Annotated in this window: 17 protein-coding genes; 9 read left to right on the top strand and 8 right to left on the bottom strand. The window is 68.5% G+C overall.

Going from position 1 to position 19,897, the window contains the following annotated elements:
- The 4 genes from ACFW3F_RS24435 to ACFW3F_RS24450 all read left to right on the top strand — a co-directional run.
- Positions 1–338 (top strand): MFS transporter (locus tag ACFW3F_RS24435; protein ID WP_388062124.1); only part of this gene is annotated, 338 nt, incomplete at its 5' end.
- Between the two features lie 93 nt (positions 339–431).
- A complete protein-coding gene (locus tag ACFW3F_RS24440; RefSeq protein WP_388062126.1) occupies positions 432–1,679 on the top strand; it encodes an arginine deiminase in 1,248 nt (415 codons plus the stop codon).
- Between the two features lie 10 nt (positions 1,680–1,689).
- Positions 1,690–2,106: a GntR family transcriptional regulator gene (locus ACFW3F_RS24445; protein ID WP_388062128.1), complete on the top strand. Its 417-nt coding sequence runs from the start codon at positions 1,690–1,692 to the stop codon at positions 2,104–2,106.
- 31 nt (positions 2,107–2,137) lie between these two features.
- Positions 2,138–3,958 (top strand): BCCT family transporter, encoded by a 1,821-nt coding sequence (locus tag ACFW3F_RS24450; RefSeq protein WP_388062130.1) that lies wholly within the window; start codon positions 2,138–2,140, stop codon positions 3,956–3,958.
- Positions 3,959–4,037: 79 nt separating this feature from the next.
- On the opposite strand, the gene ACFW3F_RS24455 is transcribed toward ACFW3F_RS24450, so the two are convergent.
- The gene (locus ACFW3F_RS24455; RefSeq protein WP_388062132.1) at positions 4,038–5,618 is read right to left on the bottom strand and encodes a dolichyl-phosphate-mannose--protein mannosyltransferase; all 1,581 of its coding nucleotides are present in this window, start codon (positions 5,616–5,618) and stop codon (positions 4,038–4,040) included.
- Between the two features lie 38 nt (positions 5,619–5,656).
- Between ACFW3F_RS24455 and rsmI the strand changes: the two genes are divergently transcribed.
- On the top strand, positions 5,657–6,613 hold the full coding sequence (rsmI, locus tag ACFW3F_RS24460; RefSeq protein ID WP_388062134.1) for a 16S rRNA (cytidine(1402)-2'-O)-methyltransferase: 957 nt from the start codon (positions 5,657–5,659) through the stop codon (positions 6,611–6,613).
- Here rsmI and ACFW3F_RS24465 read toward each other — a convergent pair.
- The 7 genes from ACFW3F_RS24465 to ACFW3F_RS24495 all read right to left on the bottom strand — a co-directional run bounded on the left by ACFW3F_RS24465 (position 6,537) and on the right by ACFW3F_RS24495 (position 15,608).
- Complete coding sequence (locus ACFW3F_RS24465; protein ID WP_388062136.1) at positions 6,537–7,784, bottom strand: transcriptional regulator; 1,248 nt, start codon at positions 7,782–7,784, stop codon at positions 6,537–6,539. The two genes, rsmI and ACFW3F_RS24465, sit on opposite strands and share 77 nt — an antisense overlap.
- Before the next feature lie 29 nt (positions 7,785–7,813).
- Positions 7,814–9,040 (bottom strand): aminodeoxychorismate synthase component I, encoded by a 1,227-nt coding sequence (locus ACFW3F_RS24470; protein WP_388062137.1) that lies wholly within the window; start codon positions 9,038–9,040, stop codon positions 7,814–7,816.
- A 15-nt stretch (positions 9,041–9,055) separates the two neighbouring features.
- The gene (gene metG / locus ACFW3F_RS24475) at positions 9,056–10,630 is read right to left on the bottom strand and encodes a methionine--tRNA ligase (protein ID WP_388062139.1); all 1,575 of its coding nucleotides are present in this window, start codon (positions 10,628–10,630) and stop codon (positions 9,056–9,058) included.
- A gap of 124 nt (positions 10,631–10,754) precedes the next feature.
- Positions 10,755–11,744, bottom strand: a complete 990-nt coding sequence (locus tag ACFW3F_RS24480; RefSeq protein WP_388062141.1) for a HEAT repeat domain-containing protein — start codon at positions 11,742–11,744, stop codon at positions 10,755–10,757.
- A gap of 2 nt (positions 11,745–11,746) precedes the next feature.
- Positions 11,747–12,442: a HEAT repeat domain-containing protein gene (locus ACFW3F_RS24485; RefSeq protein WP_388062143.1), complete on the bottom strand. Its 696-nt coding sequence runs from the start codon at positions 12,440–12,442 to the stop codon at positions 11,747–11,749.
- Positions 12,443–12,531: 89 nt separating this feature from the next.
- Positions 12,532–14,889 carry a glycoside hydrolase family 65 protein gene (locus ACFW3F_RS24490; protein WP_388062145.1) on the bottom strand — a complete coding sequence of 786 codons (2,358 nt, stop codon included), beginning with the start codon at positions 14,887–14,889 and terminating at the stop codon, positions 12,532–12,534.
- Positions 14,886–15,608: a beta-phosphoglucomutase family hydrolase gene (locus tag ACFW3F_RS24495; protein WP_388062147.1), complete on the bottom strand. Its 723-nt coding sequence runs from the start codon at positions 15,606–15,608 to the stop codon at positions 14,886–14,888. The genes ACFW3F_RS24490 and ACFW3F_RS24495 overlap by 4 nt, the downstream gene beginning before the upstream one ends.
- 181 nt (positions 15,609–15,789) lie before the next feature.
- Between ACFW3F_RS24495 and ACFW3F_RS24500 the strand changes: the two genes are divergently transcribed.
- The 4 genes from ACFW3F_RS24500 (at position 15,790) to rsmA (ending at position 19,717) form a co-directional block, all read left to right on the top strand.
- Entirely contained in the window at positions 15,790–16,623 is an 834-nt protein-coding gene (locus ACFW3F_RS24500; RefSeq protein WP_388062149.1) for a PhzF family phenazine biosynthesis protein, read from the top strand.
- Between the two features lie 52 nt (positions 16,624–16,675).
- A complete protein-coding gene (locus ACFW3F_RS24505) occupies positions 16,676–17,593 on the top strand; it encodes a TatD family hydrolase (RefSeq protein ID WP_388062151.1) in 918 nt (305 codons plus the stop codon).
- Positions 17,594–17,699: 106 nt separating this feature from the next.
- Positions 17,700–18,851, top strand: a complete 1,152-nt coding sequence (locus ACFW3F_RS24510; RefSeq protein ID WP_388062153.1) for a transglycosylase family protein — start codon at positions 17,700–17,702, stop codon at positions 18,849–18,851.
- The gene (gene rsmA, locus ACFW3F_RS24515; protein WP_388062154.1) at positions 18,815–19,717 is read left to right on the top strand and encodes a 16S rRNA (adenine(1518)-N(6)/adenine(1519)-N(6))-dimethyltransferase RsmA; all 903 of its coding nucleotides are present in this window, start codon (positions 18,815–18,817) and stop codon (positions 19,715–19,717) included. Before ACFW3F_RS24510 ends, rsmA begins: the two co-directional genes overlap by 37 nt.
- The last annotated feature ends 180 nt before the right edge of the window (positions 19,718–19,897 follow it).

A 19,897-nucleotide genomic window follows, 5' to 3' on the forward strand; every position in this document is an offset into this window, starting at 1 on the left:
TCGCACTGGCGCTGTCGGTGGTCGCCGGGGTGGGATCGGGACTGTTCGCGCCCACCCATCAGGCCGCGCTCGCCGACGTCCTCGGCAATCGGCAGCAGGGCGGCTCGGCGTTGGCCGCCTATGGCATGTCCTCGGACCTCGGTGCCGTGACCGGACCGGTGATCGTGGGGTTCGTCGCCGACCGGGTCGGATTCGGCCCGGCGTTCGTGCTGACCGGTGTGGTGGCGGCGGTCGCACTGGTCATGTGGGTGTTCGCGCGGGAGACCGCGCCGGTGATCGTGGGTGACGGTCCGATGATGACGCCGACCGACACGAAGCCCCGCGACGACGATGAGTGATGTGCGAGGGCGGGCGACGAATTACGGTTGAGCGATGACCGGTGCAGGGCAGTCGGATCTCCCGGCTCAGCGGGCCGCAGGGCGCGTGAGCCCATGACGTTCGGCGACGGCCGCGCGCCGGGATACGACTACGCCCTCGGCGCCGATTCGGAGGTCGGCGCCCTGCGGGCGGTCATGCTGCATCGTCCCGGCGACGAGCTCCGCCGGCTCACCCCGCGCAACAACGACCAGCTCCTGTTCGACGGTCTCCCGTGGGTCGGTCGCGCGCAGGAGGAGCACGATGCGTTCGCAGAGGTGCTCCGCGAGCGGGGAGTCGACGTCTACCTGCTCGGCGACCTGCTCGCCGAGACCATCGCGCACAGCGGTGCCGCGCGAATCCAGGGCATCGCGGCGGCCGTCAGCGCGCGCCGGTTGGGAACGCACCTCGCAGAGGATCTCGCCACCCATCTGCGGGGGTTGTCGCCGGCCGATCTCGCCTACGTGCTGATGGCCGGGATGACGTTCGACGAGTTGCCGATCACCCCGTCCGCCGAGCGGTCATCGCTGGTGCGGCGGATGCATCACGGGCCCGAGTTCGCCATCGAACCACTGCCGAATCTGTTGTTCACCCGCGACAGTTCGTTCTGGATCGGCGGACGATTCGCGATCACCTCGCTCGCGCTGCCGGCCCGCGCGCGGGAGACGTCGCTGACCGATCTCATCTACGCACACCATCCGCGGTTCACCGGAGCCCGGCGGGCCTACGAGTCACAGGTCGCGCCGGTCGAGGGCGGCGACGTGCTGTTGCTCGCCGCCGGTGTGGTGGCCGTCGGGGTCGGCGAACGGACCACGCCCGCCGGGGCGGAAGCGCTGGCGCGCAGCCTGTTCGACGATCATCTGGCGCACACCGTGCTCGCGGTCCCGATCGAGCAGTCACGCGCCTTCATGCACCTCGACACCGTCTGCACGATGGTCGACACCGACGCCGTGGTGATGTACCCCAAGATCCGCGACACCATGTCCGCCTTCACCCTCGTCCACGACGCCGCCACCGACGCGGTCCGGATCACCGGGGAGCGGCCCTTCCTGGACGCGGCGGCCGAGGCGATGGGCATCACGAAGCTGCGCGTCATCGACACCGGTCTCGACCCGGTGACCGCCGAGCGGGAGCAATGGGACGACGGCAACAACATCCTCGCCCTCGCTCCCGGGGTGGTGGTGTCCTACAACCGAAACGTGGAGACCAATCGGCGCCTGCGTGATTCGGGTATCGAGGTCATCGAGATCGAGGGCCGCGAACTGGGTTCGGGCCGCGGCGGGCCGCGGTGTATGTCGTGTCCGCTCGCCCGTGAGCCACGGTGACGGACGCGTCATGACACCAGACCAGTCATCTCCGGAACCGTCGGGCACCGACAACCGGTCCGCACTCGATTCGCTGCGGATCGACACAGATTCCGACCGGCCGCCCTTCGAGCAGGTGCGGGTCGGCGTCATCGACCTCCTCGAGTCCGGCGAGTTGCTCACCGGCGAACGCCTCCCCACGGTGCGGGCCCTCGCGTCACGACTCGGCGTGGCCGCCAACACGGTTGCGCGCAGCTACCGGGAGCTCGAGGCCGCAGGCGTCATCGAGACCCGCGGGCGGCAGGGTTCGTTCGTCAAGGCGGGTCGCCACGACGCGCTCGACGCTGGTTTTCAGGCCGCCCAGCAGTACGTCGAAACCGCTCGTGAGCTGGGCCTCGACGATCCAGTGATCGTTGAGATGCTCAACCGTGTGCTCGGACGAACTTGAATAGATGCACCGAGATTGATTGGCTTGAACGATGACAAGTGAACAGGATGTGATCACCGGGCGTCCGAAGCAGACACTGGACCCGGTGGTTTTCACGGTCACCGCGGTGCTGGTCATCGCCTTCGTGATCTGGGGGATAGGGGACAAGGAGAGCCTCAACACGACCACCACCGAGGTGTTGAGTTGGATCACCAACAACCTCGGCTGGCTGTTCATTCTCTCCGCGACGGCCTTCGTGATCTTCGCGATCTTCCTCGCCGTCTCCAAGTACGGGCGGATTCCCCTCGGCCGGACCGGGGAGAAGCCGCAGTTCCGCACCGTGAGCTGGATCGCGATGATGTTCAGCGCCGGCATGGGCATCGGGCTCATGTTCTTCGGTGCATACGAGCCGCTCTACCACTTCGCCAGTCCGCCACCGGAAATCGCTCCCGACGACATCCGTGCGGCCATGGCGACGACGATGTTCCACTGGGGTTTCCACCCGTGGGCGATGTACGCCGTCGTCGGTTTGGCGCTGGCCTACAGCACCTACCGGCTGGGCCGGACCCAGCTCATGAGTGCGGTGTTCACGCGTCTTCTCGGACCCCGGGTGGCCAACGGTCCCGGCGGGAAGGTCATCGACATCCTGGCGATCTTCGCGACGCTGTTCGGCACCGTGGCCTCGCTGGGTCTCGGCGCACTGCAGATCGGCTCGGGCCTCGACTTCCTCGGCTGGGTGAACGAGCCGACGAAGATGCTGCTCGTCGCGATCATCGCGGTCCTCACCGCGGCGTTCGTCGCGTCGGCTGTGTCGGGTATCGCCCGCGGGATCCAGTGGCTGTCGAACATCAACATGGTGCTCGCCGTGGTGCTGGCCCTGTTCGTCTTCGTGGTCGGCCCGACGATCTTCATCCTGAACCTGCTCCCGACCACTCTGGGCGCCTACTTCACCGATCTCACGACCTTCGCGGCACGCTCGGACGCGACGGTCACCACCGAGGCCGGTCACCAGTGGCTGGCCGACTGGACGATCTTCTACTGGGCGTGGTGGGTCTCCTGGACCCCGTTCGTGGGCCTGTTCCTCGCGAAGATCAGCCGTGGGCGCACCATCCGCGAGTTCGTGATCGGCGTGATGGTCGTACCGACGACGGTCTCGCTGGTGTGGTTCAGCGTCTTCGGCGGAACCGCGATCCATCAGGACATCGAAGGAACCCTGGCGTTCGACCCGGCCACCGCGGCCAGCGAGGCGACCTTGTTCGAGGTGCTCGCCCACCTTCCCTGGGCCGGTGTCGCCTCGGCTCTGGTGATGATCCTGATCGGCATCTTCTTCGTCTCCGGCGCCGACTCGGCATCCCTCGTGATGGGCACCCTCTCGCAGCGCGGCGTCGAACATCCGTCGCGTTCGCTGACGGTGTTCTGGGGTGTGCTGACGGGCGTGGTGGCAGCACTGCTGCTGGCCATCAGCGGCGACGACGCCCTCGAGGGCATCAAGACGATGGCGATCATCGCCGCCCTGCCGTTCGTCGTGGTGATGATCGGCATGTGCCTGTCGCTCTACCTCGACCTCCGGCGCGACCCGCTGATCGTCTCCCGCCACGTGTTGTCGGCCCAGGTCGACGAACACGTCCGCGAGCAGGCGGTGGCCATCGCCACCGGCGAACTCGAATCGATCGACGCCGACGCCGTCCGGCACCTGGAGAAGATCGATCCCGACTTCGTCGATCAGGCGAACGGTGCCGAGTCCAACGGATCCACCGGGTCCAATGGGTCCACCGGTTCCGACGGGGCCACCGACGGGTCGGCACCCGCCGGCCCGACCGGTGAGGACAGCGGCCAGCGCGACACCGACCGGCTGACCGGACCCGCGGTGTAGCAACCGATGCCCTCGACGGGCGACGAACACCCGATCCGGGCGGACCGCGTACCACGCGCGGCCCGCCCGAATCGTCTGCTCAGCCCCAGCTGGGCAGCCAGATCTGCTGTCGCCAGAGGGCGGGCGATATCGGGGAACCGGTCAGGATCGGCCACAGCCACACGAAATTGACGACGACCAGACCCACATAGATCGCGACGACCATGATCGCGAGGGCGCGACGCTCGGGTCGGGCGCGTGCCGTCGCCGCGGCCGAACGCAGCAGGTCGCCGCAACACAGCGCCAGTCCCATCACCAGGAACGGCGCCAGGACGGTCGCATAGAAGAAGTACATCTGCCGGTCGAGGGCGAGGAACCACGGCAGGATGCCGGCGAAATAGCCGACGAGGACGGCCGCGTAACGCCAGTCACGGCGCACGATCCACGACCAGAGTCCCCAGAGCAGCATCGGCAGGGACAGCCACCAGAGTGCGGGCGAACCGATCAGCATCTGCGCGCGCACGCACTCGCCGGCGCCGCACTGGTCCGGACCGTTCTCGAGCGCATAGAGCATGGGGCGCAGGCTCATCGGCCATGTCCACGGTTTCGACTCCCACGGATGGTGGTTACCCGCGGAATTGGTGAGCCCCGAATGGAATTCGAGGATGCCCGATTCGTAGTACCACAGCGACCGCCAGACGCCGGGCACCCAGGCGAACGGGCCGCCGGTACCGATCGTGTTGCCCTCCTGGTAGCGGTACACGGCCGTCTCGCTGGTGAACCAGGGGATGTAGGTCAGGAAGTAGATGACGACGGGCATCACCGCGAGACTCGCGCCGCTCGGGACGACGTCGCGCACCAGCGTGCCCACCCAGGGGCGCTGGACGTGGTACGCGCGGCGGGCGGCGACGTCGAAACCGATCGCGAGTGCGGTGAAGAAGATGACGTAGTAGATGCCCGACCATTTGGTGCCGCAGTTCAGCCCCAGCATCACACCCGCGGTGAACCGGTACCAGCGGAAGCCGAGCCGGGGGCCGAAGGGGCTGTCGGCGATGCGGCCCTCGAGGTGGACGCGGTACATGCGCTCTCGTACCTGGTCACGGTCGGCGATGAGGGCGGCGAAAGTTGCCACGATGAACAGGGTCTGGAAGATGTCGAGCATGCCCATCCGGGACTGCACGAACAGCACGCCGTCGCAGATCGCGAACACGCCCGCGATCGCGCCCACCAGGGTCGAGCGCGTGAGCCGCCGCACCGCGCAGTAGATCAGCACGACGACGAGGACGCCCGAGATGGCCGGCGCGACGCGCCATCCGAGTGGGCCGTAACCGAAGACCGCCTCGGACGCGGCCAGCATCCACTTCCCGACCGGCGGGTGCACGACCAGGCCGTACGCCGGATTGTCCTCGATCCAGTTGCCGCCGGACAGCACCTGCCACCCCTGCGGGACGTAGTGCTTCTCGTCGAAGACCGGCGTGCCCTTGTCGGTGGGATGGGTCAGGGCCCAGAAGCGGGTGACCGTCGCGATGAGGGCGATGACGACGCCGACGAGGAGTCCACGGCCCCGGTCGGGTGCGCCGAACAGCGGCGAGGGAACCTGCGGCCCCAGGCGAGGTGACGGGATCGCGGGCCGTGAGTCGCCGCCGGACACCGGGGTGTCGTGCACGGCGGTGATGGTCACCCGATCGATCCTAGTGGTCCCTCGTAAGCTGGCTGACGATGAACACCGCCCAGCCCGGTACGGCCCACTTCGACGGCGAGCCCCACTCCGACGACGATGCGCTCGTGCCGCCCGACGCCGACGTGATCGCCGATGCCGCTCCCGTCTCGGACGAGCGTGGCCGCCTGGTGCTGGCGGCCACCCCGATGGGACGGGTCGACGACGCCTCGCCACGTCTGCGCGCGGCGTTGCAGACCGCGGACATCGTCGCCGCCGAGGACACCCGGCGCGCCCGCTCGCTGGCCGCGGCCCTCGACGTCGAGATCGGCGGGCGGCTCGTCAGCTATTACGACCAGGTCGAGGCCGCACGCACCCCCGGTCTCGTCCGCGCGATCGCCGAGGGGCAGACCGTGTTGCTCATCACCGACGCCGGGATGCCGTCGGTCAGCGATCCCGGATACCGGGTGGTCGTGGCGTGCGCCGACGCCGGACTGCCGGTCACGGCACTGCCCGGGCCGTCGGCGGTGACGACGGCTCTCGCGGTGTCGGCGCTGCCCTCCGAACGGTTCTGCTTCGAGGGTTTCGCTCCCCGCAAGCCCGGTGCGCGGGCGGCGTGGCTCCGCGAACTGGTCGCCCAGCCCCGGACGGCGGTGTTCTTCGAGTCGCCCCACCGGCTCGCCGACACGCTGGTGGCCGCTGCCGAGATCCTCGGTCCGGACCGGCGCGCCGCGGTGTGTCGAGAGATGACCAAGACCTACGAAGAGGTCCGGCGCGGCGCGCTCGCCGAACTTGCCGACTGGGCGGGCAACGGGGTCCGCGGTGAGATCACCGTCGTGATCGCCGGTGCCGTCGCGGCCGAACCCGACATCGACGTCCTCGCCGATCAGGCCGAGGAACTCGTGGCGGGAGGCCTGCGACTCAAGGACGCCTGTGCCGAGGTCACGCAGGGTTCCGGTGCCTCTCGACGCGACGTCTACCAGCAGGTGCTCGAAAGACGTCGAGCTGATCCGGGCTGACGCGCAACTCCACGCGCGGCGCGAGCCGGTACGGCCGGCTCGAGACGAGTGCCCCGACCACACGGCGCAGTCTCGACAGCTCGGCGCGCACGCTGACGGTGTGACCGTCGTCGCCGAACAGCAGCTGACTCAATCGCTGTGAGGTGAGACCCTGCTCGCCGGCATCCGCGAGGAGCAACAGGATCTGGGCATGCCGACGGGTCAGCACGGTGCGCCATGGCTCGCCGTCACCGGTGACCGTGACGGTCGGTTCGCCGTCGAGCGACAGTTCGGCGAGGACCGGGCCGGACGGACCGGCCGGGCGCACCAGCCAGCCCTGGCCGAGACGTTCGACCACGCAGATCCCGAGTCCCGCCACGAACTGACGCATGTTGTCCGTCGGTGCGGCGACGCGGACGGGCGGAGTGCAGCCGCGCCCTTCGGCCACCCAGCCGTCGTCGTCGATGAGCAGGCCCGGCCCGTGCAGACCGGCCAGTTGAGACTGGCCGGCGAATCGCAGGTCGGCGAGCTCGCGCTGATGGGCGAGGGTGATCTCGTGTTCACCGAGGGCTGCCAGCGCCGACGTGAATGCCGATGCCGCGGGCTGCATCGCCAGTGCCGGCCCGGCCAGACCCGCGATGGCGATCATGTCGCCGGTGCGATGGTCGTGCACCGGCACGGCGGTGCAGAACAGCCCGTGCAGCGAGCTGCAGTAGTGCTCGGCTCCGAACAGCCGCGTCGGCCGCTGGTGATGAACCGCGAGCCCCACGGCTGTGGTCGCCGTGGAGTCCTCGTCCCATCGGCTGCCCTCGACGAGCTCGAGCCGATCGGCCTCCGGGAGCACCGATGCCGAACCTCCCCGCCACAGCAGCACGCCGTCGGCGTCGAACACCCCGAGGGTCATCGACGCGTCGTCCGCGGACTGCGCGAACAGTCGTTGGAGTGGCTGCACGGCGTCCCGCAGAGGGTGCGTGGCGCGGCGGGTCTCGAGCTCGTCATCCGTGATGCGACCCGGGTTGTGTGCGTCGACGGTGGACCGGTGCCTGCCCGACCGGACACGACCCCACGATTCGACGACATCACCCGGAACATCGGCACGCGGGGTGCCGCCCGACATGAAGGCATCGTGGTCACGGCGCAGATCACGATCGAGCACCGTCAGATCGGTGGACGACCGGATGGGCACAGTCATGGCGGAATCGTACCCAAAGAGGGGGTCGATCATGCCCAACCGCGCGGCCCCACGATGCTCGCGGCCTTGTCGAGGCACTCCTGCCACTCCTTGGCCGGATCGGAGTCGATGGTGATCCCGCCGCCGACGCCCAGGGCGAGAGTCCCGTCGGGGGTGATCTCCACGGTCCGGATGGCGACGTTGAGGTCGAGCGCACGATCGGGACCGGCCATGCCGATCGCTCCGCAGTACACGCCGCGCGCGTCCGCCTCCCACACGTCGAGCAGCTCCATCGCCCGTAGTTTCGGGGTGCCGGTGACCGACGCCGGGGGAAACGTCGCTGCGAGGACTGCGTCGTTGCCCGTGCCCGGTGCCAGGATCGCCTCCACGCGAGACACGAGGTGCCAGACACCGGGGGCGGGCACCACCGTCAGCAATTCGGGTACGCGCACGCTACCGGTCACCGCGACGCGGCCCAGGTCGTTGCGGACCAGATCGACGATCATGATGTTCTCGGCGATGTCCTTTGCGGAGGCGGCCAGCGCATCGGGGTCGGCGGTGGCCGGCAGGGTGCCCTTGATCGGCGACGACGAGACGATGTTGCCGGTCCGACGTAGGTACGTCTCCGGTGACAGGCTCGCGACCGACCCCCAGTCTCCCTGCAGGAAGGCAGCTTTCGCCGGTGCGGTGGCCCCGGCGAGCTCGGCGAAGAAGTCGACCGGCTGCCCGCTCAGCGTTCCGGTGAAGCGGGTGCACACGCATGCCTGGTAGACCTCCCCGGCGCGGATCGCCTCGAGACACTCCGCGATGGCGTCCAGGTGCGGGATGCGTTCCGGGGGAATCCATTCGGCTGTCGGCCTGGCCTCGGTCCGGTGACGCGCCGCGGAGTCTCGACGATCCCCGGCCGCGTGCACGACCGCCTCCGCCCAGTCGGGGATGCCGGTGCCGATACGACTCCAGCGACCGTCGCGGAGCACGAGCACACCGTCGGTGTGTCCGCCGACGTCCGGCGGTAGCGACGCGTCGTGCGGCCGGACCGGGAATCCGAGGTAGCCGAACCAGAACCGATCCGGGTCGTCGGGCGGGCGGCACCCGGGCGTCAGTTCGACAGACGGTGCGATGACGGCGTCGGCGTCGTACCAGTCACCGATCAGCGCCGCGGGCGGCGGTAGGCGACGCGCAACGGTCTCGGCGTGCAGTGCGTGAAGCACATCGAGTGCCGGCGCCGCCGCGCTCCCGCCGAGTAGGTCAGACCCCACCCCGTCCGCCGCGACCATTGTCGATGTGCGGGTTCAGTTCTCGTACCGGGGGAACACGGGTGCCGGCTTGGGTAGCGCGGTACCGGGTTCCAGGCGCGTGGTGGTGGCGGTGAACTGACGATCGTCGCCGACGACGAGGAGGTCGAGGATCTTGTTCGACGATTCCGGCATGACGGGCTGGCTCAGGAGTGCGACGATGCGCACGACCTCGGCGCAGACGTAGAGGACCGTGCCGGTGCGCTCGAGATCGGTCTTGGCGACCTTCCACGGTTCCTGCGCGGAGATGTACCGGTTGGTCTCGGCCAGAGTCGACCAGAGGGTCTCGAGCGCCAGGTGGATGGCCTGGTTGTCGATGTGGTGCCGCACGGTGTCGAGCAGCGAATCGGCACGCGCCAGCAGCGCGGCGTCGGCGTCGGTGAGTCCGGCCGGCGCAGGTAGGACGCCGTCGAAGTACTTGCCGATCATCGACAGGCTGCGCTGGGCCAGGTTGCCGAACTCGTTGGCGAGGTCGGCGTTGATGCGGGACACGATCGCCTCGGCCGAATACGAACCGTCCTGACCGTAGGACACCTCGCGGAGGAAGAAGTAGCGCACGGGGTCGAGGCCGAACTCGTCGATGAGGTTCTCCGGGTCGACGACGTTGCCGACCGACTTGCTCATCTTCTCGCCCTTGTTGAACAGGAATCCGTGCGCGAACACCCGTTTGGGCAGCTCCACCCCGGCACTCATCAGGAACGCGGGCCAGTAGACACAGTGGAACCGGATGATGTCCTTGCCGATGATGTGCAGGTCGGCCGGCCAGAACCGTGCGAAGGTCTCCGGGTCGTCGACGAATCCGACGCCCGTCAGGTAGTTGGTCAGAGCGTCGACCCACACGTACATGACGTGTTCGGGATGGCCGGGGACCGGGACGCCCCAGTCGAACGTGGTGCGCGACACCGACAGATCGGTCAGGCCGCCCTTGACGAAACTGATGACCTCGTTGCGCCGGACGTCGGGCCCGACGAACTCCGGCTGCGACTCATACAGCTCCAGCAGTTTGTCCTGGTACGCCGAGAGCCGGAAGAAGTAGGTCTCCTCCTCGGTCCAGGTGAGGACATGCCCGGTGTCGGTGGCGACACGCTCGCCGGCTTCGTCGAGTCGGGTGTCGCCCTCGGCGTAGAACGTCTCGTCCCGGACGTCGTACCAGCCGGAGTATTTGTCGAGGTAGATGTCACCGCGGTCGCTCATCCGCTTCCACAGTTCCTCCGACGCCCGCTTGTGGTCCTCGTCGGAGGTGCGGATGAAGCGTTCGAAGCTGGATCCGAGCCGTTCCTGCAGGGCCTGGAACCGATCGGAGTTCCGCTTCGCGAGTTCGGCGGTGGGAATGCCCTCCGCAGCGGCGGTCTGCTGCATCTTCTGCCCGTGGACGTCGGTGCCCGTGAGGAACCGGACGTCGAATCCGTCGAGTCGCTTGAACCGCGCCAGTGCATCGGCGGAGATGTACTCGTAGGCGTGCCCGATGTGCGGAGCGCCGTTGGGGTAGGCGATCGCGGTGGTGATGTAGTACGGGCGTCCGCCGCCGTGGGATGCGCCGGACGGATCAGGGCTGGTCAGATCGGGTGCCATAGTGCCCAACAGACTACCGACCGGGCGCGACGGCACCCAATTACGGTCCGGACGATTTCTGACCTCCGCCGCCTGTCGGTTTGCCGGTCCCGCCGCCGTCCCAGGTGATCCAGCGGATGATCGATCAGTCCTGCGGTCGTCGGTCCAGAATCACGATCGCTGTGCGCGCGACCATCTCGTCGGCGTCGCAGATGTGGGTCTGAAGCGCCGAAGTCGCAGCGGCGCCGGGGATCTCGGCGAGCGCCTGCACGAGGCGGGATCGCACGGCCGGGTCTGGATCGGCGCCCAGGCGGTCGACGAGGAGGTCGACGATCCGTTCGCGGTGGGCTTCGTGGCCGGCGAGGATCTCGGCCGCCTCGACGTCGCGGTCTCCGGCGGCGATGAGTTCCACCAGCGTGTCCACCGCGGCTGCTGCACCGCGGCGCCCGAGAGTCAGGGCGGCGGTGCGCCGGACGGCGGCGTCGGGGTCGTCGAGCAGTTCTTCGAGCAGTGACCGGACCTGGGGGGTCTCCTCGATCGCGGCGAGTGCGGTGACGGCCCGGCGTCGGATGGCCGGATCAGGGTCCGCGGCTCCCTCGGTGAGCCGGTCGACACCGCCCGGTCTCTGCGCGAGGGCCCACCGAAGCGCACCGGCGACGTTGTGATCCGGTTCCTTCAGGATAGCGTCCGCCAGCGAGTCTCCGGACACTCTGACCTCGCCGGCCAGCATCGCAGCAGTCTGTCGGTGCGCTGCGTTCTCGGACTCCACGGCGCGAAGCAGATTGACAACTCCCAGCACGGCGGACCACTCGGAGGGCCCGGCGCCCTGGACGCTCTGTAGGCGCGCGAGGAGCTGGGCATCTGCCGCCATCCTCGCTTTCGCGTCGTCGACGAGGCGGTTCATGAGTGTGTCCGGCGCGAACCCCGGCTCGTCGAGCGCGCGGCCGACTTCGCGCAGCGAGAGCCCGAGCAATCGGAGGCTCTCGACGTGCATGAGCCGCTCGAGGTCCGCATCGGAGTATTCCCGGTAGCCGCCCGCGGTCCGGCCGGTGGGCCGCACGAGCCCGAGCGAGTCGTAGTGGCGCAGCATCCTGCTACTCAGGCCGGTGTGCCGCGCCACCTCACCGATCAGCACCGTTACGTCTCGCCCTCTGGCTCCAAGTGCGGCAGATCCTCCTCTGCCGCATCGCTGTTCACCAACCGCGTGGCGAACTCCAGTGCGGCGGCGAAGTCGCTGTCCGGATCGTCGATCAGTCGTTCCGTGGCGGCCACGTGTGCACGCACCGCGCGGTCACCGTGCTTCTTCGCGGCGGTGAGCGGACCGACGGTGGCGTCCCCGAGTTCGGCCAGCGCACGGCTGAGACTCCGTTGGACGTCCATGGCCCCACGGCCTAGTTCGCCTGCCAACTCGTTTGCAAGCCAGGTCTCCCGGCCGGCCGGGACGAGGACGACAGCGGTCCGCCAGGCGGTGCGCGCCACCTCGTCATCCGCGTCGTGCAGGAGCGCGGCGGTGATCGACGCCCAAGCCGAGCGGTCGCCGATCTTCGACAGGGTGTGCAGGGCCTGAGCCCGGGCCTGCGGCGACGGCGACCCCAGTTCGGGGATGAGTCCGGGCACCGTGAGTTCGGCGGGCAACCGCGTCAGTGCCCACGTCAGCATGTCGCGGACGAAGAAGTCCGGCTCGACGGCGCAGCGTCGGATGAGGTCGTCCGCATACCCCGGATGCGGGTTGCTGCCCGCAGCCATCGCGGCCCGAAGCCGCGTCGAGGCATCATCCGCCGCGAGGGCGGCCAGCAGGGCTGGATCGAGTGGGTGAGTTGTCTGGTCGGTCATCGTCGACCACCTCCTTCACCACCGATCTGATCGCTTGACACAGTGTGAAGGTCAAGCGCCGCGGGTCGAGTGGTGTGTCTCGGACACCGCTAGATCTCCCGGCGATACGGATCGCACCCCGGCGGCGCCTTCGGCGGCTCGCGGTACGCGAGCTCCGGGATGTGCACGGTCACCGGGGCGGACTCGAGGGTGAACTTTTCACCGTGATGGGCCAGGTCGATCGGCGGACCCGACAACAACCGGTACGTCGCGTTGTCCTTGTCCACGGCGACCACGATCTTCGAGTCCCGGATGATCATGCGGAAGGACATGTAGGTCAACCGTTTCGGGAGCCGCGGCGCGAACGTGATGTTCCCGCCGAAGTCGCGCATGCCGCCGAAACCCGCGACGCAGTCGGTCCAGGCGCCGGCGAGTGCCGCGATGTGCAGGCCGCTGCTGACGTTGTTGTGCAGGTCGTGCAGATCGGTGAACACCGACTCGGCGAGCAGGTCGTAGGCGAGGTCGGGGTAGCCGACCTCGGCGGCCGTGACCGCCTCGCAGCACGCCGACAGCGACGAGTCGCGGACGGTGAGCGGGTAGTAGTAGTCGAAGTTGCGCAGCTTCTGCTCGGGGGTGAAGGCGTCGCCGAACAGGTAGGTCGCGAAGACCAGGTCGGCTTGCTTGACGACCTGCTTGCGATAGAGGTCGTAGTACGGGTAGTTCAGCAGCAGCGGATAGCGTCCGACCGATGACTCGAAATCCCAGGCGGCCAGCAGCGTGAACGATTCGCACTGCTGGTGGACGCCGAGTGCGTCGTCGTAGGGGATCGTCATGTCGTCGGCACATGCTTCCCAATGCGCCGCCTCGGCGGTCGTGACCCCGAACTGCTCGGCGAGGTCGGGCCGACGATGTACCGCGGCGACCGCGTCGCGCAGGTTCTGTTGTGCCGCGAGGTTGGTGAAGGTGTTGTTGTTCACGACGGCGGTGTACTCGTCGGGGCCGGTCACGCCGTCGATGCGGAACTTGCCGTTGACGTCGTGATGCCCCAACCCGGCGAACAGGCGCGCAGTCTCCACGAGAAGCTCGACGCCGCACTCGGTTTCGAACTGTTCGTCGTCGGTGGCACGGAGGTACCGGGCCGTGGCGTTCGCGATGTCGGCGGAGACGTGCACGCCCGCCGTGCCTGCCGGCCAGTACCCCGAACACTCGTCGCCGTTGATGGAACGCCACGGGAACATGGCCCCGCGCTGACCGAGTTCGGCCGCGCGCGCCTTGGCCTTGTCCATGGTGGAGTGCCGCCACCGCAGTTCCTCACCGGCCGCGGCGGGCACCGTGTAGGTGAGCATCGGCAGGATGAAACTCTCGGTGTCCCAGAAGGTGTGGCCGTCGTACCCCGGACCGGTGAGGCCCTTGGCCGGGATGGCGCGGGACTGACCGCGCGCGCCCGCCTGCAGCACGTGGAACAGCGCGAACCGGACCGCCTGCTGCAGTTCGGGATCGCCGTCGAGCTCGACGTCGGCGTCGCGCCAGAAGTCCTCGAGGTAGCGGACCTGGTCGGCTTTGAGTGAATCCCAGCCGGTCTCCATCGCCATCGCGAGCGCTGCGTCGACCTGGGCCCGCAGCGCCGGGACCGAGCGTCGGGCCGACCAGCCGTACCCCATGTACTTGGTGAGGGTGAGGCTCTTGCCCTTCGGCACGTTGGCGGCGATGGTCAGACGCGCCAGGTCACCGTCGGCACGGATGAAGGTGTCGGCCTTGTCGGGGAAGTAGATCTCGTGGTCCATGCCCGCCGCGATGTGCAGGCCGGATTTCTTGGTGTGGTGGACCAGCATTCCCCAGTAGTTGCGGCAGGTGGCGAGATCGGAGACCAGCGGGTTGTCGAGCGCGGCCGCCAGGCGGGGGTCGTTGCCCGGCGCCGGGACCGGCTCGTTGGCCAGAAGATCGGATTGCAGAACGAGTTTCATGTCCTCGTCGACCGGTTCGACCTCGTACCGGATCGCCGCGATCGTCCGCTTGGTGAAGGACACGAGCCGCTCGGACTTGATCCGGACCTTGCGGCCGGTCGGCGAGGTCCACACCGTGTGGCGACGCAGGGTTCCGGTGCGGAAGTCCAGTGTCCGCTCGTGCTCTTCGGTACGCCCGTACCGCAGATCCATCGGCTCGTCCTCGACGAGCAACCGGATGATCTTGCCGTCGGTCACGTTGACGACGGTCTGTCCGGATTCGGGATAGCCGTAACCGCTCTCCGCGTAGGGCAGGCCGCGCAGCTCGTAGAAACCGTTCAGGTAGGTACCGGGATGGTCGACGGGCTCACCCTCTTCGAATGACCCGCGTAAACCTATGTGGCCGTTGGACAATGCGAAGAGCGTCTCGGTTCGGCCGAGCATGTCGAGGTCGACCCCACCGCGCCATTTCAGCTGCCACGGGTGGATCTCGAACCCGAAGTCGTGGCCGTGCTCGGCGGTCATGCGGGGAGCAATTCGTCGAGGTCGTTCACAACGATGTCGGCACCGGCCGCGCGCATGGCCTCGGCCTGGCCGCCACCGACACGGTCGACGCCGACGACGTAGCCGAACGCTCCCGCGCTGCCGGCCTGGATGCCGGAGATCGCGTCTTCGAAGACGACCGCTGCGCCGGGTTCGACGCCCATCTGTTCGGCACCGAGGAGGAACGAGTCGGGAGCGGGTTTGCCTTTCAGTCCCTTCGACACGATGTCGAGGCCGTCCACCCTGACCTCGACGAATTTCGACAGGTCTGCTGCATCCAGCACTGCTGCTCCGTTCTTCGACGAGGTCACCACCGCGATCCGGAGGCCGGCGTCCCGCGCGGCCTCGAGATATCGCACCGACCCCGGATAGGCCTGTCCGCCGTCTTCGGCCAGGCTGACCAGGAACATGTCGTTCTTCCCGTTTCCGATGGCGGTCACCGTCGCCGGGTCGACGTCGTCGATCCCGCGGGAGGCCAGGAAGGCCCGGACGCCGTCCTCGCGGGGACGTCCGTCGACGTAGTCCAGGTAGTCCTGGTCGGTGAACTCGACGAAGTCGGCATGGTCCGCACCGCCCACGCGGGCGGCGAGAAAGGCGTCGAACGCCTTCTTCCATGCCTTGCGGTGTAGCACCGCGGTCTCTGTGAGAACCCCGTCGAGGTCGAACAGCGCGACGGTGATCGAATCTGGCAATCCCAACACGCTTCGCCACGCTACCCGTCCCGGACGACTCCGGCGCGATTTGCGCGGCCGGGCGAACCGTTTTCTGCCGGTCCCGTGCGCCCGGTCGCGGCCGTCGTGCCGGTTCACGTCTTGTCCGGACGTCGCCCGTGACCCGAAAAACCTTTGACCGAGCAACAACTGGGAGTGAGAGGATGAACCGATGACCCGACGATTCGCCCAGATCGATGTGTTCTCCGCAACCGGGACCGGTGGTAACCCGGTGGCCGTGGTGCTCGACGCCGTCGACATTCCCGAAGAGCGGATGGCCGCGTTCGCGCGCTGGACCAATCTGTCGGAGACGACGTTCGTGCTGCCGCCGACCGATGACGCCGCCGACTATCGCCTGCGCATCTTCACCCCGGACGGGGAACTGCCGTTCGCCGGGCATCCCACTCTCGGCTCCGCACACGCCTGGCTGACGTCGGGTGGCCGGCCCGCCGGGCAGGACATCGTGCAGGAGTGCGGGGTCGGCCTGGTGCGGCTGCGCCGTTCGGGTGCGCGCCTGGCCTTCGCGGCGCCGCCCCTGCGCCGTTCCGGACCCGTCGACGCCGGCGTCGTCGCCGAGGTCGCCGCCGCCCTCCGGATCGACACCGCCGAGGTTCTCGCGGCCGAGTGGGTCGACAACGGGCCGGACTGGATGGTGGTGCAGCTCGGGTCAGGGGAACGGGTGCTCGAGGTGACCCCGGACATCCCCGCCCTCGGAGATCACAAGGTCGGGTTGTTCGGGCGATACGGCTCTGGCGATGGCGAGGTCTTCGGTGAGGTGCGGGCATTCGTGCCCGGCATCGGCGTGCCCGAGGACCCGGTGACGGGCAGCCTCAACGCCGGTATCGCGATGTGGTTGCGCGCCACCGGGCAGGCGCCGGCGTCCTACGTCGCCGCACAGGGCGCGGCACTCGGCCGCGCCGGACGCATCCACGTCGACGACGACGGCGAGAACATCTGGATCGGCGGCGACACCGCGACGGTGATCGAGGGCACGGTGACGCTCTAGGGGTGACCGGCCGCAGCGGGCCGGCCCGGCGCTCTATGTCAAGGTGGGTGCCATGAGCGACGCCCCTGGTGGCCCGGACACGGGTGATGCGGAGTCGAGTGGCGGCGAGACCCTGAGCAACAAGGCCGCCAAGAAGCGTCGCCGGCGCGAACCACCGCCGGACCCGGCGCCGCTGGCGGGCCTCGTCGACGCGCACACCCACCTCGCTGCGTGCGGTGGACGCGATGCCGAGGCGGTGCGCGCGATCTGCGATCACGCGCAGGCCGTCGGTGTCGACCACGTGGTCACCGTCGCCGACGACATGATCGACGCGCGATGGGCGGTCGCCGCCGCGGAATGGGACGACCGGGTCTACGCGGCCGTGGCATTGCATCCGATGCATGCCGGCGACCTGGACGACGAGACCGCGGCCGAACTGGAACAGATGGTGCGTCATCCGCGGGTCGTCGCGGTGGGCGAGACGGGGCTCGACTATTACTGGCCCGGAAAGTCCGACGAGTGCGCGTCGCCCGAGGTGCAGCACGAGACCTTCCGGTGGCACATCGACCTCGCCAAGCGTGTGGGCAAGCCGCTGATGATCCACAACCGCGAGGCCGACGGGGATCTCCTCGACATCCTCGCCGCCGAAGGTGCGCCCGAGTCCGTGATCATGCACTGCTTCTCCGGTGACCGAAATGTTGCACGCGAATGTGTCGACCGTGGGTTCATGCTCAGCTTCGCCGGAACTGTGAGCTTCGCCAACGCCGACGAACTCCGAATCGCGGCCGAACTGGTCCCCGACGATCAGATTCTCGTCGAGACCGACGCGCCGTTCCTGACGCCGCATCCCTACCGTGGCCAGCCGAATCAGTCCTATTGCCTGCCGTACACGGCGCGCGCACTGGCCGCGGTGCGCGGTGTCACGGACGCGGAGATGGCGCGGGTCCTCGGGGCGAACGCCCGGCGCGTCTACAGCATCCCTTTGCCATAATCTGGCCGGTTCGTTATCGTACTGTGATCCGCCTGGCCGACGTGCTGATGCACCCGGCTGACGTGGAGCCAGTGTTGCCTATCAGGATGTCGTGCCCTTGCCTTCCATGCCGAAATCAGAGTCGTCCACCTCGGTAACGCCCAGATCGGTGTTCGCCAAGATCAACGGCTCGGACTCGTTGCGTGTCCGCGTCGCCGTCGGTGCTGTCTGCGCCACCATCGCGGCCGGCGGGATCATGGGCGTCAGCATGCACAAGAACGTCGCGATCGACGTCGACGGCGACGTTCGCCATGTGTCCACGATGGCGATGTCCGTCGAAAGCCTCCTGGAGTCCGAGGGGCTGGCACCAGCCGACGGCGACAAGGTGAGTCCGGCGCCCGATTCGGGATTCGGCGACGGCCAGACCATCACCGTGAACAAGCTCAAGGAACTCACCCTCGACATCGAGGGCAAGCGCGAGACCATCGTCACCAACGCCTCGACCGTGGAACAGCTGATGGCCGAGCGTGGACTCTCCCACGCCGCCGAGGAGACCGCCTTCGGCGATGAGCTGCCGGTGGGCGGCGGTCAGATCGAGGTCGCCCTGCCCAAGCCGGTGACTCTCGTCGACGGGCCCGCCAAGAAGCGCCCGAACGTCGCCGCGCACACCGTCAAGGACCTCCTCGAGTCACTCGGGACCCCACTGGGTGCCGAGGACAAGGTCACACCGGCCGCCGACACCAAGATCACCCCGAACCTCAAGATCGTCGTCACCCGCATCACGACCGAGGACGTCACCGTCACCGAGCCTGTCGCGCCGCCGGAGATCAAGAAAGAAGACCCGACCCTCATCCGCGACCGCAAGGTGGTCGAGGAGAAGGGCACTCCCGGCGAGGCGCGCGTGACGTACAAGGTCACCACCGTCAACGGCCGAGTGGTCAAGCGCGACAAGCTGACGAGCGAGGTGCTCGCCGAGCCCGTCGCCGCGACGGTGCGCATCGGCACCAAGCCGGGCGCCCCGTTCGTGCCCCTGGGCTCCGTCTGGGACGCGCTGGCGGCCTGTGAGGCCACCGGCAACTGGGCCATCAACACCGGCAACGGGTTCTACGGCGGCGTCCAGTTCGACCAGAACACCTGGGAACGCTGGGGTGGGACGGAATACGCGCCGCGTGCCGATCTCGCCACCCGTGAGGAGCAGATCGCCATCGCGAAGAAGACCCAGGCGGTCCAGGGCTGGGGCGCGTGGCCGTCCTGCTCGTCCAAGCTGGGTCTGCGCTGATCGACGAGACACCTCCCGGCGCGCCGCGTCTGCTCGGGCCCGCGCAGATCCGTGAGCTGGCCGCCGAGGTCGGCATCCGGCCGACGAAATCGCTCGGTCAGAACTTCGTCCACGACGCCAACACCGTCCGGCGCATCGTCGCGGCCTCGGGTGTCGGCGCCGACGACACCGTCCTCGAGGTGGGCCCCGGCCTGGGTTCGCTGACGCTCGCCCTGCTCGGAACCGCCGGTAAGGTCATCGCGATCGAGATCGATCCGATTCTGGCGCAACGGCTTCCGTCGACGATCGAGGAGTTCGCGCCGAGCCGGCAGGACAACTTCCAGGTCGTGCTCGCCGACGCGCTGCACGTGACGCGCGACGACCTCCCGGTGGTGCCCACCGCGCTCGTCGCGAACCTGCCGTACAACGTCTCGGTGCCGGTCCTGCTGCACCTGCTCGGACTGTTCCCCGAGATCACCACCGCTCTCGTCATGGTGCAGGCCGAGGTGGCCGACCGCCTCGCCGCGGGTCCCGGCAGTCGCACCTACGGCGTGCCGAGCGTCAAGGCGCGCTACCACGGCCGGGTGAGCCGAGCCGGGTCGGTGGGGCGCAACGTGTTCTGGCCCGAACCCAAGGTCGAATCGGGACTCGTCCGCATCGAGCGCACCGACGACCACTCGACCGACCCGGCCGCCCGGCAGCAGGTGTTCGCCGCGATCGACGCCGCATTCGCCCAGCGCCGCAAGACGATGCGCTCGGCGCTGGCCGGCTGGGCAGGCTCGCCGGCCGAGGCCGAACGCCGGCTGCGCGAAGCGGGTATCGACCCCGGTGTGCGGGGCGAGAAGCTCGATGTCGAGGATTTCGTCCGGCTCGCGCGTACGACCTGATCGGAGTCGGTGGCCGCGAGTCGCGCACCTGCTTTCACCCCGGAGAAGCACCCCTGAAAACCACCCCGGCGAGCGGCCGCGACTAGGCAGGTTCAAGTGGTCAGCGCAACAGCCTGACTGTTGAGGCTGGTGTGGCGTGGAGGTTTGTGGAGGGTTTTGGGAGGCGATTGATGCTGGTGG

This window comes from Gordonia sp. NPDC058843, from assembly GCF_042743165.1.
Classification (GTDB): Bacteria; Actinomycetota; Actinomycetes; order Mycobacteriales; family Mycobacteriaceae; genus Gordonia.